The 14348-nt window shown below is 40.9% G+C and carries 18 protein-coding genes; 12 read left to right on the plus strand and 6 right to left on the minus strand.

The window, feature by feature from the left end; all coding sequences use genetic code 11:
• Positions 1–45 precede the first annotated feature (45 nt).
• Both deoD and E4N69_RS04335 read right to left on the minus strand, forming a co-directional pair.
• Positions 46–750, minus strand: a complete 705-nt coding sequence (deoD, locus tag E4N69_RS04330) for a purine-nucleoside phosphorylase (RefSeq protein WP_253715731.1) — start codon at positions 748–750, stop codon at positions 46–48.
• A gap of 277 nt (positions 751–1027) precedes the next feature.
• Positions 1028–1813, minus strand: coding sequence for a hypothetical protein (locus tag E4N69_RS04335; protein ID WP_162662918.1), 786 nt, complete (start codon positions 1811–1813; stop codon positions 1028–1030).
• Between the two features lie 145 nt (positions 1814–1958).
• Here E4N69_RS04335 and E4N69_RS04340 point away from each other — a divergent pair, with 145 nt between their 5' ends.
• The 5 genes from E4N69_RS04340 to E4N69_RS04360 all read left to right on the plus strand — a co-directional run bounded on the left by E4N69_RS04340 (position 1959) and on the right by E4N69_RS04360 (position 6447).
• Positions 1959–3671 carry a M3 family oligoendopeptidase gene (locus E4N69_RS04340; protein WP_253824627.1) on the plus strand — a complete coding sequence of 571 codons (1713 nt, stop codon included), beginning with the start codon at positions 1959–1961 and terminating at the stop codon, positions 3669–3671.
• Positions 3672–3744: 73 nt separating this feature from the next.
• Positions 3745–3969, plus strand: a complete 225-nt coding sequence (locus E4N69_RS04345; RefSeq protein ID WP_162662921.1) for a hypothetical protein — start codon at positions 3745–3747, stop codon at positions 3967–3969.
• Between the two features lie 171 nt (positions 3970–4140).
• Positions 4141–4764, plus strand: coding sequence for a hypothetical protein (locus E4N69_RS04350; RefSeq protein WP_253715308.1), 624 nt, complete (start codon positions 4141–4143; stop codon positions 4762–4764).
• Positions 4765–4969: 205 nt separating this feature from the next.
• Positions 4970–5707, plus strand: coding sequence for a flagellar filament outer layer protein FlaA (locus tag E4N69_RS04355; RefSeq protein WP_162662925.1), 738 nt, complete (start codon positions 4970–4972; stop codon positions 5705–5707).
• Entirely contained in the window at positions 5707–6447 is a 741-nt protein-coding gene (locus tag E4N69_RS04360) for a flagellar filament outer layer protein FlaA (RefSeq protein WP_162662927.1), read from the plus strand. Before E4N69_RS04355 ends, E4N69_RS04360 begins: the two co-directional genes overlap by 1 nt.
• A 41-nt stretch (positions 6448–6488) precedes the next feature.
• Here the strand turns inward: E4N69_RS04360 and E4N69_RS04365 are convergent, their stop codons facing one another.
• Complete coding sequence (locus E4N69_RS04365; RefSeq protein ID WP_162662929.1) at positions 6489–7160, minus strand: DUF8091 domain-containing protein; 672 nt, start codon at positions 7158–7160, stop codon at positions 6489–6491.
• 3 nt (positions 7161–7163) lie between these two features.
• A complete protein-coding gene (locus E4N69_RS04370; RefSeq protein WP_162662931.1) occupies positions 7164–7403 on the minus strand; it encodes a hypothetical protein in 240 nt (79 codons plus the stop codon).
• A gap of 183 nt (positions 7404–7586) precedes the next feature.
• Here E4N69_RS04370 and E4N69_RS04375 point away from each other — a divergent pair, with 183 nt between their 5' ends.
• Positions 7587–9503, plus strand: coding sequence for an IdeS/Mac family cysteine endopeptidase (locus E4N69_RS04375; protein ID WP_253824628.1), 1917 nt, complete (start codon positions 7587–7589; stop codon positions 9501–9503).
• Positions 9504–9754: 251 nt separating this feature from the next.
• Here the strand turns inward: E4N69_RS04375 and E4N69_RS04380 are convergent, their stop codons facing one another.
• Positions 9755–9997, minus strand: a complete 243-nt coding sequence (locus tag E4N69_RS04380) for an AbrB/MazE/SpoVT family DNA-binding domain-containing protein (RefSeq protein ID WP_315443146.1) — start codon at positions 9995–9997, stop codon at positions 9755–9757.
• 15 nt (positions 9998–10012) lie between these two features.
• On the opposite strand from E4N69_RS04380, the gene E4N69_RS04385 reads away from it, so the two are divergent.
• The 3 genes from E4N69_RS04385 to E4N69_RS04395 all read left to right on the plus strand — a co-directional run bounded on the left by E4N69_RS04385 (position 10013) and on the right by E4N69_RS04395 (position 11239).
• Positions 10013–10300, plus strand: a complete 288-nt coding sequence (locus tag E4N69_RS04385; protein ID WP_253824630.1) for a hypothetical protein — start codon at positions 10013–10015, stop codon at positions 10298–10300.
• Between the two features lie 16 nt (positions 10301–10316).
• A complete protein-coding gene (locus tag E4N69_RS04390; protein WP_253824631.1) occupies positions 10317–10607 on the plus strand; it encodes a helix-turn-helix transcriptional regulator in 291 nt (96 codons plus the stop codon).
• A gap of 101 nt (positions 10608–10708) precedes the next feature.
• Positions 10709–11239: a hypothetical protein gene (locus E4N69_RS04395; RefSeq protein ID WP_253824632.1), complete on the plus strand. Its 531-nt coding sequence runs from the start codon at positions 10709–10711 to the stop codon at positions 11237–11239.
• Between the two features lie 203 nt (positions 11240–11442).
• Here the strand turns inward: E4N69_RS04395 and E4N69_RS04400 are convergent, their stop codons facing one another.
• Positions 11443–11682, minus strand: coding sequence for a BrnA antitoxin family protein (locus tag E4N69_RS04400; RefSeq protein WP_253824633.1), 240 nt, complete (start codon positions 11680–11682; stop codon positions 11443–11445).
• A gap of 240 nt (positions 11683–11922) precedes the next feature.
• On the opposite strand from E4N69_RS04400, the gene E4N69_RS04405 reads away from it, so the two are divergent.
• The 3 genes from E4N69_RS04405 to E4N69_RS04415 are packed head-to-tail and all read left to right on the plus strand — an operon-like array spanning position 11923 to position 14297.
• Positions 11923–12831, plus strand: coding sequence for an ABC transporter ATP-binding protein (locus tag E4N69_RS04405; RefSeq protein WP_253824634.1), 909 nt, complete (start codon positions 11923–11925; stop codon positions 12829–12831).
• Position 12832: 1 nt separating this feature from the next.
• Positions 12833–13558: an ABC transporter permease gene (locus tag E4N69_RS04410; protein WP_253824881.1), complete on the plus strand. Its 726-nt coding sequence runs from the start codon at positions 12833–12835 to the stop codon at positions 13556–13558.
• A gap of 4 nt (positions 13559–13562) precedes the next feature.
• On the plus strand, positions 13563–14297 hold the full coding sequence (locus tag E4N69_RS04415; protein ID WP_253824635.1) for an ABC transporter permease: 735 nt from the start codon (positions 13563–13565) through the stop codon (positions 14295–14297).
• The last annotated feature ends 51 nt before the right edge of the window (positions 14298–14348 follow it).

Consider the following 14348-nt stretch of genomic DNA (forward strand, 5'->3'; position numbering starts at 1 on the left):
AAGTAACCGACTTTTGAGACATCCCCGTTCTCTTTCGATTTATATTTATTCGGCGATAATTGCCTCAAGTGCAGTTTGCATCATTGCAGTGAACGATGTCTGACGCTCTTCCGCCGTAGTTTCCTCATTGGTAACCATATTATCGGATATGGTAAGCAGTGCGAGCGCCTGCCGTTTGTACTGTGCGGCAAGGGTATAAAGCTCGGCGGCTTCCATTTCAATCGCCAAAAGACCGTACCGCGACCAGAGTTTCCACGTTTCAAGCTCGTCATAGAACACATCAGACGAAGCGATAGGGCCAACCAAGGGGTTATACCCTAAGCGGACAGCCGCATCATAGGCATGCTTTAAGAGTTTCCAGTCCGCTGTCGGGGCGAACTGAGTTCCGCGGAAACGGAGCGTATTTGAACCTGAATTGGTCGCAGCGCTCATCCCGATAATCAACGAACGAAGCGGAATCTCTTTTTGCAAGGCTCCCGCAGTACCGATACGGATAGCTTTTTGCACGCCGTATTCACGGAAAAGCTCGTTCACATAGATGGAAATAGAAGGCTGTCCCATGCCGGTTCCCTGCACGGAAACCTTTACACCTTTATACGTGCCGGTAAACCCGTACATACCGCGGACTTCATTGTAACAGCGCGCATTTTCTAAAAAATTTTCGGCAACAAATTTTGCTCGCAGCGGGTCGCCCGGCAGTAAAATCCGTTCGGCGATTTCCCCTTGTTTTGCTCCGATATGAATACTCATCATAGACTCCTTATTCGTGCGGAGGGTTTAATACCCCGACGCTTTGCGTCGTAACAAAGGGTATTAAAGCCGACTGCAACCACCTTATAGAACATACAGTGCGAAACGTTGAGCACTGTACCCCGACGCTTGCGTCGGGGTATGTTGATTATCAAAACTATCAAAAAAGCAAAGAGATGGGAACTACCCGAAAACTAAAGTTTTTGGATAGCTTCCGCAAAAATTTCAGTTTTTGCAGATGCCCTATAGATACTGTCAAATATCATGAATGCAGCCATCAGTCTTTCCACGGAAAAATAAGATTGCGAATAGATCGGCTACCGACCGTTTCCCGATCTTCCGCCAGTAACTCATCCCACGGTATGTGTTTCCGCGCAGTTTGAATCGGTATTTCGGGATGCTGCTCCATCCAATCGTATTTATACATTCTCAGTCTGAAGGCATTATTCCATGCAAGCAAGAGTCCCGAAAAACCCGGTGCCAAAAAAGCTAAGAATGGGGTTATTATGATGAGGACAGCGCTGTACAGCAGCATAAAAAGTGTAAATCCTGTATTATCAAAAAAAACGATAAAGCACTTTTTAAGGCATTTACAAAAATTCGATTCCAACCGGCTCCGTATCGGAAAAAACCATAAAAGCGACAGCTGTATAACCGCAAAAATCCATACAACAGTAACACCGAGAAAAAGGCCGAGAAAATTTTGAAACGAAAAATAATAGGGGACAGCGACTTCGGCAACGATCCAACAAAAACTTTCGATTAGTGCAAACAGAGCACCATGCCGCCATGTGCGTCTGATTTCCCCACCGATTTCTTTAAATGAAAATGATTTATAATCGGCAATATGGGACATCAAATTAGAGACGGTTAAAAGCAGTATGCCTATCAATATGATACAAACAAACAAGCACAATACAGACAACACGAATATTGATGACAGCAGGTATGCCAAGCCGAAAAATAAAAAAACAATCAGTATAACCGCAATATTGAAAAGAGCGAGCAGAAGAAAATTGTCCCACCCGTCAAAAAAATTTTTTTTGAGAAAGAATCCGATCATGCAGCGATAGTAGCACAAAAACCGGAATAATACTATCCATACCGCAGGGGTGTCTCCTCAATTGGTGAGATACCGGCACTGTCCTAAACATGCTCCTTGTGTTATAATCGCTCAGCATAATTTTATAAGGAGCAAGGAGTCTCTAATGAATACACCGGAAATGAAACAATTCACCGACCTTCCCTACACGCGACCCAACATGGAGGCATTAAAAACGGCATTTAAAAAAGCGGAACGGCAATTTGAGGCGGCACATTCGGCAGCAGAGCAGATTGCTCTTATCGACGAAGTGCAAAAACTCAAATCCCATTATCAAACCATGCAGACCCTTGCGGAAATACGGCACAGTATCGACACCCGAGACGGTTTTTACGATACCGAAAATACGTTTTTTGATGAATCAAACCCGTTTTATATCGAAATGACCAATAGCTTTAATAAAAAACTGCTTGCCTCATCGTTCCGTAAAGAGCTGGAAAAAGAACTCGGCTCTCATATCTTTGCAATGACCGAACTTGATATGAAGGTGTTTTCACCCTCTATTATGGAAGATTTAGCGGAAGAAAACAAACTTACCAGCAGCTACGACAAACTGATCGCTTCGGCAGAAATCGAATTTGCAGGAGAAAAACGCACGCTCGCGCAGCTGACTCCTTTTATGCAAGATCAAGACCGTGCAACACGGGAAAAAGCAGCACAGGCCTATTACGGTTTTTTTGCAGAAAATGAGGCAGAATTCGATTCCATCTACGATAATTTAGTCAAAGTGCGTACCCGTATCGCAAAAAAACTCGGGTATAAAAACTTCGTGCAGCTCGGATATGACCGGATGGGCAGGACCGACTACAATGCCGAGATGGTTGCTGCCTATCGGAACCAAATCTACCGTGAAATTGTACCGATAGCCGTTGATTTACGTAAACGGCAGGCAAAGCGCTTGGGATTGAAACAGCTGTACTACTATGATGAACCGCTTGAATATACCACCGGCAATGCGATTCCCCACGGTAATCCGGATTGGATTTTGGCGAATGCTAAAAAGATGTATGCGGAACTTTCCCCCGAAACCGATGAATTTTTTACCTTTATGACTTCGCATAACCTACTCGATGTGCTTGCAAAAAAAGGAAAAGCAGCAGGCGGTTATTGTACCACAATTCCCGATTACAAGGCGCCGTTTATTTTTGCCAACTTTAATAATACGCAGCATGATGTGGAGGTGATGACCCATGAAGCAGGGCACGCATTCCAAGCCTATCAGAGCCGTAACGCCCGCCTTTTGGAATATGTATGGCCGACCTACGAAGCGTGCGAAATTCACTCGATGAGTATGGAATTCTTTACATGGCCGTGGATGAATTTGTTTTTTGAAGAGCAAACCGATAAATTCCGCTTTACTCATCTGTCCGGAGCGCTCCTGTTTTTACCCTACGGCGTTACGGTAGACGAGTTCCAGCACTGGGTATATGAACATCCCGAAGCAAGTCCCGCAGAACGAAAGGCCGCATGGCGCAGCATCGAAAAAAAGTACCTACCTGAACGGGATTACAGTGATAACGATTTCTTAAACCGCGGCGGTTATTGGATGCGCCAAGGCCATATCTTCAGTACGCCGTTTTATTATATCGATTACACACTTGCGCAAGTATGCGCATTGCAATTCTGGGCAAAAAGCCTTTCCGACCGCAAAACGGCATGGGAAGATTACCTTCGCCTCTGTAAAGCAGGCGGCCGCGACTCATTCCTCCGTCTTGTGGAACTGGCAAATTTAAAGAACCCCTTTAAAGACGGCTGCATTGCTTCCGTTGTACCGGCGTGTACGAAATGGCTAAATAATATCAATGATACCATATTGTAATGGTTGACTCGACAAAAAAACAAATATACGGTATGCTTTTGCATACAAGCTTTATTATTAGGAGAGCATCGTTATGAAAACTTTACATTGCGACATTTGCAAAAAAGAATTGGTTAATCCTATAGCCGGAAGAACCTATTGGCATATCCGCGAATATGATATTTGCGAAGCCTGCAAGGACGCCATCGAAGCAAAGATTCGACCGATTGTCCGCCAGCATGCACCCTATTCCCAAGATTGGTATGAAGATCAACTGATATCACTGATCGAAAAAGGAGTGGCTGCACGCCATCCGTAAGAGGATTTGCGGTGCAACATTGTATTACTGAGAAAATGAACGGGAGGCCATTCAAATCGAATATGATAGAAAGGTTTGAATGCTCTTCTGTTCTACAGTACTATCTCGATAGATTGTAATGTGCAAAATAAGCGTTGTCTATCGTACCATTTTATGGTATCCTAGCTAAATATGGCTGTCTTACTGTTATTTTGTATTCCGCTTGTTTTTTTCTCTTACTCCTTTCAATTAGAGGAAAAAAATAAGCATATCTTTATGTTCTTTGTCGGTATTGCAGCGACAACACTGTTCTCACTGGTTGTGTCTTTTTTTTCTGCAAAAACGGATCACTATATCGGTTCGTTAGGAAGTTATTTCTTTTATTTCTTTTTTGTGGATACCTTTATTCCTTTCTGCATTGTATTATTGATCGCCCTGATCTTTTCCGGTTTTAATGCTTCGGTGACCCCTGCAGCGTTGTTTGGCCTATTTACCGTAAAAATATATCAGCAATTGTTCCTTGCAAGCACACATCTTCGCATCACGCCCATTGTACTTAGCATTATTCTGTATGTAAGTGCCCTTTTTATTCTGGATGCACTCTTACGTTTTTGTGCCGATGTTACTTTCTATTATGCTATCGCCTGCGCCCTCGTCTTTCTTCTATTTATAGGAATCCTTATACTAGGTACTTTTGCACTGGGGTTTTATTATTTTAAAGGAACTCAAATAATCTACGGTTCTATTTTAACGGGTATCGCTTTAATCGGCACGGTACTGCACTTTATAATATACCGACAGGGAAATGCCGGCTAAACAGTCAGATAAAAAATATAAAAAAAGCGTCTAACCCTTGTATATTTTACTTAGTCCGCCGATACTGTAGACAGAGTTCTTCATCCGCTGCGGAATTGATGCTCTGTTAGGTTTGGGGATTACTGAATTATTTGACAAAGTTTTCTTTTCAGACTATAATGGGTATGATTTCTTAGAATATCGGCGGAAATAAAAGGAGTTGTGAATGAAACAAGGCGTTGTTATTACGGTCTTTGTTCTGATGTTTGCAGTCGTTTGTACTCCATTGGCAGCGCAGGATAGCGGTGTTAATTATCAAACGTACATGGTGGAGACTTTTGACTCCCCTGAATCATCAGAGATAACATGGAATGCTATTGGAAGCAAGTTTATCACCGAAGGTTATCCTATTTTAAAGTATTTTGACGGAATGCCGAACGCTCTGCGGGTTATGCAATCCGATTCCGATAAAGAATACAAATTTTTAGGAATGCAGTTTAAATTTAACCGCCAAGGCGATAACTGGGTCGATCTCTATCCGACAAAAAGCTCAGGCGATAATGCCGCTCCTTATGAAATCCCCTTAAAAGGGGTTGTCCAAAGATTTGATCTTTGGGTCTGGGGCGCAGGCTATGCGTATGATCTTGAAATTCTGGTACGCGATTGCAATGGACGGATACATACATTACCGGTCGGAACATTAAATTACCATGGATGGAGAAATTTAGCGGTTACCGTTCCCACAAATATTCAGCAGCGGTCGCGCTATTTATCACAGCTTAAATATATGAGCTTTGTCGCATTTAGAATCCGCACTCAGCCTACGGAGAACGTTGATGACTTTTATGTTTTCTTTGATGAATTCAAGGCATTAACAAATACTCGTACTGCTTCTTATGACGGCTTTGAGTTAGAGAACGCCAAGTTTGATGATGCCGATTCTAATAAGGAGGGCGGAAAATAATGACAAAAAAATATTTTACCGTAGCAGCATTATTATCAGCATTATCGTTGTTTGCATTTGCCCAGGAGAATACCCGCGATGCATCATCCTTGGATCAAGTAGATCCTTCCCGTATCGGCGTTGAATCTGCAGAGCAGCGCTTAAAGGAAGTGTCAGTCGATAAATTTGAAAATGAAGGTTCTTGGGTTTGCTCCATGTCTTCGGACGAAGGCGTTATTCAAGGCCGTTTGTTTGACGGTGCTCCCAAACAAAAGAAAGCAATTCCGGACGAGGAAAACCTGAATCTCCCTGACAGCAAAGTTTACGGTACAAAGGTGTCCTTCTACCGCCGTGGTTATAACAGCTTTGAAGTCCGTGCCGTCAAACCGATTCCGGTCGAAGGTATTACTAAAACCGTCAGCGTTTGGGTTGTCGGAAGAAGTTATCCGCATGTTTTAAAGCTCATCCTTGAAGACTATATGGGACAGCGCTTTGAACTCTATGTAGGAAAACTGAATCATGCAGGATGGAAATTGATGACCGTTGCGGTTCCCCCACAGAATGCAGCAGGAACGGGAATTGTACAAAAGGATTATCACTACGGCACCAGTATGGGTCTAAAGATTGTAGGCTTCCGTATTGAGTGTAACCCGTGGGAAGCGTATGGAAATTACTACATCTACTTTGATGATCTTCGTGCCGTTACCGACCTTTATGAAGTTGATCTGCGCGACGATGACGATATGAAAGATAGCTGGTAAACCACTGCTTTAACTTGTATTAATCGATTGGAAACCGGTACCTATTCGGTACCGGTTTTTTTATACACATGATAGCGCCCTGCCTTTGTATAAAAGGCTATTTTTTGACATTTTTTTAAAAATGATAAGATATATGATGCATAGACTCCGGTGCCTAATTTCCTTATATCGGTACTGATAAATACATCGGGCAGCTTTGTCATAAACCGAGCAGTCAAGCTATCGATACCGTGAAACTCCTCCTCCCGATGTATCTTTAACAACTTTTTATCGATAATACGTGGCCTTTTATATCTGCTTCGCCCCTTCTTATCATCTATTTTGATAACTTCGCAATCGATATACAAAATCCGTATCGTAAGATTCGGATTATCGAGACAGTGAACGATCCCTAACAGTTCCCTAAAAATCTGATAGAAAGTGCCGTGTTTTGGGCTTTTACGGCAGCTGCGTTTAGAGCCGTCTTCGTTAAGTGTCAGAATATAGGCATTTTGGATGATTGGATACACAATTTGGATAGGATACAGCGGTAAAAGTTTTTCCAATTTAATCCGCAACGCGGAAAGCTTGGAGGTTTGTATTTCTATTATCTCTCCATCGTCGTAAATATCACAGATGAAGCCTTTCAACGAGGTTTCTTGTACGGCACTATCACTGCTATACAAGTCTTTTAGGGTACGGTGCAGGTGCGTTTCATTATAGGTGTTGATCATTCGTTAGACGTATGCACGTAATTCAGCAGCATCCAACTGTTCCAGTGCGTAATAGGTTGCCACAATACCTCTTTCTTCGCGGGTACGTTTTCCGCATACCTGATACACAATCATCTTATTTGTCGGGAGTGGCGGCATTAACCGGTTCCCGTTCATATCGTACAGTGAACCGACCGTTAAAGTACCAAAAATTTCCTGTATATCGCCATCGGGGAATACCATATAATATTCATAAAGTGTCATACCGATACTATAGCAGTTTTTTTTAACACCATACAAGAGCAGAAGTGCGGTCAACTACATTAAAAATTTTATATGCACTTGACGAATATTCGATTAATTTGTATATATAGCGCAATCAAAATATAAAGTTCCCTGATGCGTTGCATCAGTGAATCCCGCATTTTTTTATTATGGAGTCTACTTGTGAAGAAATTTTCAATCATTTTTCTTTCTACCCTGACTGTTCTGTTCTTTTCAGCATGTAATAACAATTATCCCACGACCATCCCTGTTACGGGCATTGCTCTTCGCTCCGGTAAAACTGCTATTTCTGTAGAGAATAGAGGTACCCGTCAAATCGGCGCGTATGTTGTGCCCGAAAACGCAACGAATAAAAATCTTACCTATAGTTCAGATGATGAAATGATTGCGTCTGTAAATGACGAAGGGTTGATTACTACACATAATGAAGGAACTGTAAATATTACCATAACAGCAGTGGATAATCCGGCTGTATCAAAACAAGTGACGCTAACCGTTACAAAAGCTATAGTCCGTGTTACTTCTATTGAGTTCAATCCGCCGCTTCCCGCAGAACCGATTGAGATGTTTCTCAACGAAATGTATAAGTTCGATGCAAAAGCAATGCCTGAGGAAGCTGAGAATAGAAAGCTTAAATTCGATACATCTAATTTCAGAGTAGCATGGGTGGAGGATATACATAAAGGTTGGATAAGAGCTGACGGCGAAGGGGAAGCAACGGTAACTATAATCGCCGATGATAATCCTTTTGTTAAAAGAGAAGTTCGTTTTAAGATGATACGAAAACCTGCCGGTTCTTCAATTAGCATAGAAACACCGCCTAACATAGAAACACTGTCCGTCTTGTGTGAAAGTGATGAAGGAGATGTCTCCTTTACGGTAAAAACGACCAACGGTAAGCTTGCGTATACCCCTGAAGTTGTTGGCGGCGGAAAAGAATGGGTGACCTCTGTTCGTAAAGACAATACAGATGCAAGCACAGATACGGTACACTTGCACCTTAAGAAAAATAAAGCCGTGTGGTACAGGGATGCATATATCAAATTTAAAGATACGAGTACACATAAATATGTTAAAGCTGCGGGTAAGGATCTGCAAGTAAAAATCATCCAAAAAAGGAATGAGCACCCGGTTGTAACGATAAAATGGGTACATGGAATAACGCCGCCTCAAGATGCAGAAAAAAGACAGATTGAAATTGGTGGTACGGGAACCTATCACCAGATGCCGTACGTCTTTACTTGGGACGAAACAGCGGGTACCACATTTTTTAACACACGAAAAATTACCCATACGTTTGTTCCCTCCGGGGGGTATCACGGTCCTCGTCCCGATGGTAATCAATGTTGGGCTAAAACTGATGCCAATATGCTGCATTGGTGGTTTGTGCAAAATAAAGACAATATAGAAAAGTACATAGAAAAGAACGGTATAACAGGCGATGCTGTAAATATGTATAAACCCTATTACAAACGCGGGCTTGCAGATGATGAAGAAGATCAAAAAAGCTCCATAGCGAATCTCTTTCGAGAGAAGTGTAAGAATTCAGGAGGGAGTCCTGCTAGAGGGCTGCAGTGGTATCTCTTCGGATTAGATGACTTTGAACTGCTAAGAAACAAAGGCTACTCTCCGGCATTATTTAAAGACGTATTTAATCAAAGCAACACACCTATCGAATGGGTGACTATTCGTACAAAAAAGGAGTTTGAGAATACGCTTAAAACCGCACTTAATTCTAAAAAAGCTGTTGGGCTGAATAGATATGGGGCTCAGGACAATACCCAACACGCTATAACGCTGTGGGGCGCTGCCTTTGATGAAGATGATAATATTATTGCTATATACGTTGTTGATAATAACGATGTACCCAATAGAGTGTTCACGTACGGTATACGGTATCAAAACGGGGTAGATATCTATGCAGAGCCGGAACCTGATCCAAATAATCCGCTTCGCGATAATCCATATTTCTTTAATTATAGCAGTAATAGCCTGAGCAAAAATCACTGTATCGGCGAAATAATCACCCTGGATAAAGGTGAAGCACAGTGGGCAGAATGGAAGCGTAACAACCCCTAAGCAGCCTTTACAAGTAACAATTCCGCAGTGGTAATAACCAGACCTAAGGGAAACCTCTAAAAAACTGATTTATAGAACAAGCGGTAGGTTTGATGTTTTTAGAGGTTCCCAATTGCTTATATTCTATAATTGCAACTTCCTGCACCGATGTAAAACAATGCGCTTTTCAATTACATGAGAGAAAACCTTAGCAACTTTAGCATTGGGAAAAAGTATCGCAGAAATAATGATATTGGTATCTACGAAAACTCTCAACGTGTTTTCCTTAATTCTTTGATGTATGCAACAACATCATCTTCCGTTTGAAAGCCTTCTTTTTCTGCCTCTCCTCGCATTTGAGTTTGAATATTTGACAAAGTTATTTGAGAAGCATTTGCAATATACACTTTTCCTTTGCTTTCTTCAAAAAGGACTTTATCGCCGCTTTTTAACCCAAGCATATCTCGTATTGCAAGAGGAATAGTGATCTGCCCTTTCGATGTTACTTTCGTTATATACTAACGGAGGAAATGCCATCAATCGACTGTTCAGCGGCACGGGCGGAGGCGGATATCCCCTCTCAGGTGCTATACATCCGTGTCGTATTCGATATGCTCCATCAGTCACTTGATGACACAGGTTATATATTGTATCATCAAGATATGATAGGCAAGGAAATTATGAAACACTTAAAACAACATGGGTGGGTTCTTGATAGAATAAAAGGGAGAAATATGACGTACTATTGCACATTAAAACAGGAAGATAATGTCTATCATTTTCCTGACTTACCGGAAGTGTTTATTTGGGAATACTGAAAAAGGAGCCTTGGAGATGGCTGCAGAAGCATTAAATGGAGTCTCGGAAAGTGAGACCTCACGGGGAATATCGATGCCGCTGCCTGTATTTCGTTCGGAATATGCTGTAGAAGTTGAACCGAACATTGCATTTGCTCTTATGCTGCGTAAAAGACGAGGAGAAAAAACTCAAAGCGAAATAGCCGATAAGCTGAATATTTCATATCAGCAATATCAACAATTGGAGAATCCGAGAAAAGCGAACCCGACGTTGCGGACAATAGCAAAGTTACAAAAGATATTCGATTATCAATTTGTAAGTTTTTAAAAATCTTTTTTGGCATGGTGTAGTGGTATATTAATCAATGAGAATTTATCATAAAAGAGAACTAGGTCTATGATTATCGATTGAATGAGAGAGGGCAATAAGTGAATAAACCGTTTAGAATTTGTATCGTATGTATGAGCTGTATAATGCTGTCCGGTTTGATTGGATTGTGTACGAATCTGATTAATGCAGTTATAAGTCCTGAGTATTTTATTAACATAATGCATTGGGAAGAGGTCGAAAATCTCATCAGGTCTGCGGGTGCACAAGGACTATATCAAGGGCTTGGACAGGGGCTGTTTTTTGCATTAGTATTTTCATGTGTGTATATTATCTCCAATAATGCGGAGCTGAATATATCGGCGGTATTAAAGTGGATTGTATGTATGGGGCTCGCTTCTATCGGATTGTGGGTTATCGGGGGGATTATTGCCATAGCGCTATCCGCTTTGAGTCCGGAATTTTATAAACAAACATTCATAGGAGTTCCTGATGGATATGCTGCAATGTTCCGTTATGCTTGGGTAGGCGGTTCAATTTGGGGTATCACCTTCGGTGGCATTATCGTTATGATTATCGGTACGGTACTCTTTAGAAATATGAGCAAGCGCTGTAAAGGAAACCTGAAATGATAAACAGAGCGTCTGCATGACAGTGCTCACATATTGCATACACCGCCATCTGTGATGGTATTAAGTTTATTATATAAAACTATGCAGAAACTAATTGCTTATATTCCTTAATTCTTTGATGTATGCAACAACATCATCTTCTGTGCGACACATAAACTCACGTTCAGCGGATGCCATTTACACAAATCTTTTTACAGGATTGATTAATAATCACCTGTAGTAATAGCTTTCCTTAAAATACTATTTATTTTTGTTTGATAGCCTTTACCTCCTGATTGAAGTGCTGCAAGAATATCCGCATCGATCTTTATAGAAATTGTTTTTTTAACGGGCGTTACATTCCAATATGCTTCATGCGCCGGTCTGAGTCTGGCTATTTGTGCCTTTGTCAGTTTGGGGCTATCCTCATCATACGATATAGGGTGATTTTTTATTTCTTCCAATCTTTCAGCCGTTAATAAGGTATAACTTCGGCGGCTACAATAGTTAAAGCAGTGCAAAAAGCCGCCCACTTATAAAAGAGAGAAAGACAACACTCAATTTGTTTTCCGGCAAAAAGTCCCCCGTATCTCTTCAAGCTCTGGTATAAATAGTAAGAAAATAGTATACTACTCATATAGGTAACTATATGAGTATAGATAAGCTATGAGCGGTTCTTGATATTGGAGTGAGAGGTTTATCTGATGAATGTAATAGAAATAAGCAATGTAACAAAAAAGTATAGCGAAACAACCGTTGTGCATTCGGTTTCTTTTTCCGTCAAAAAGGGCGAGATATACGGACTGTTGGGAAGAAACGGCGCCGGTAAAACGACGATAATGAAGATGCTGTTAGGGCTTGTAAAACCGACGGAGGGGCAAGTCCATATCTTAGGCAATGATACCAATACCGGCGAGGGAAAAGCCATATTACGGAAAGTCGGCTGCATCATAGAAAATCCGGGGTTTTACGCCAATTTAACGGGAACTGAAAATTTGCACATTTTTGCACGGTTAAAAGCGCTTGACGATGAGGCCGTACAAAAAGCGCTGGCGTTGGTCAATTTACCGTATAACGACAAAAAACTCTTTTCAAAATATTCACTGGGAATGAAGCAGCGATTGGCGATTGCCAATGCCGTTATGCATAATCCTGAAGTGTTGATACTGGATGAACCTATTAACGGACTTGATCCTATCGGTATTGCAGAGGTAAGAAAACTGCTTATCGATTTAAAACAATCCGGGGTGAGCATTTTAATATCCAGTCATATATTATCCGAAATTGAAAGTTTGGCAGACCGCATTGGAATTATCAATGACGGAAAATTGATTGACGAGATACATATCGCCGAATGGCAAAATAAAACCGAAGGCATAAAAATTTTTGTACAGGATACGGAGCAGGTAAAAAAAGTTCTTCTTAAAGAAGGTGTAAAGGAATCGGATATCATCTGTTTAGCGGACGGTATTACGGTAAAAAGCGATATCAGTGTTGCACAGCTTAATACAATTTTTGTCGGTAATGGCATAGAGGTGTCCGGTATTATGAAAGAACGGATGACGCTTGAAGACTATTTTAAAAAGGTTACGGGAGGTCAAGGAATTGGTTAATGTGCTGGTATCCGAAATACGGAAAAATAAAAGATCAAAAGCGCTCGCTATTTCCGCACTATTAATTGTCGTCTATGAAGCGATTACCGTTTTTTATACGGTACGTGCGGTAGGCTTATTTGACAATTTTATGTACTTGTATAAATTTTCGTTGAGCTATATGGACTTTCTCATTCTACCGATGATATTGCTGTCGTTTATAACGGCAATTTTTTCTACTGACTATAAAAGCGATACGATAAAATACTTATGGACAATTCCGGTATCAAAAAAACGGTTTTTCTTTGCGAAAGCCGTATATGTGTTATTGTTGGCATGTATGTTTATGACAGCGGTGTTTGTCATCACCTGCGTTGCGGGATACTGCAGCCGGTTTCGATCCGGTATGACGGCGGCACTCGTTTTACGGTTCTTTTTGCTGTGTGTTTTAAGTTCAGTCTTTGTAACGCTGGCTATGCTGCCTGTTTCGCTTATCACCGTTTTTACAAAGGGGAATACCGTTATCACGAATTTAGCGGGAAGTATATATGTAATTGCATCTTTTTTATCGATGAGATATTTACAAGGGATCAGCCCATTGGCAAGTGTGCCGCATATTATCTGGTATAAGAATTTTGAGGGTGTACAAAATAATCCCCATATCGGTTTATTGCTGATCAATGTGATTGCCGTATTTATACTCTACCTGATTGCATCGCTGATCATTCTTGAAAAACAGGAAGTATAGGCTTATGAGAATGATAGGAATGCTGTGTTTTGAATTTAAAAAGCTGAAACGGAAAAAGTTTTTTTGGATACTACTGCTTGTCATTATTATTTCTGCCGTTATACAGGAGCTTATGGGAAAGAGAGTATATAATAATGTTGCGTATGGCGAAACATTAGGATTTTTCTTGCATAACGGTCTTATCGTAAACAGTTATTATTTATTCATACCGATTTTTTCGTTGATAGGGATGGAATTGTTTTTATTGGAAAGACAAAATAATACGCTTATCAATATATTAACGGTGCCGATAACAAAAAATATTCTTATTACGATCAAAACCGTTGCGCTCTGTATCATTGCTCTGTTATATACCGTACTTACGTTTCTTTCGATATGTCTGTTGGAAACAGAATTTAACCTGCATACTATACGGACCAATTTTGTATTGACTCATTTGGCTGTTTATATCATTCACGGCATCGTGTGTACTGTCATAGCGATGATGATAATCGGTATTATGCTGCATTTTAAGCAGAGTGCACAGGCAGCTGTAGCAGTAAGTTTTATTGCCTCTTTTGTCGGAGTTTTTATATCTCAAACACCGCTTCCATATCTTTATTGTGTTAATGCAATGTTTTATCTATCCGGTGCCGCTCAATCAACAGGTTTTGAAAAAATGATTGCCGCTATTGTTGTATTGATTGTGTGCGGAGTGACAGGGCTGTTATTTAATACGCTGTCGAAAGAGGAATGCTGAGATAAGCAGAAGGGCTGATGTCATTAAGAATATACATTCATGTACATCTGA

Source organism: Treponema sp. OMZ 906, assembly GCF_024181185.1.
Taxonomy (GTDB): domain Bacteria; phylum Spirochaetota; class Spirochaetia; order Treponematales; family Treponemataceae; genus Treponema.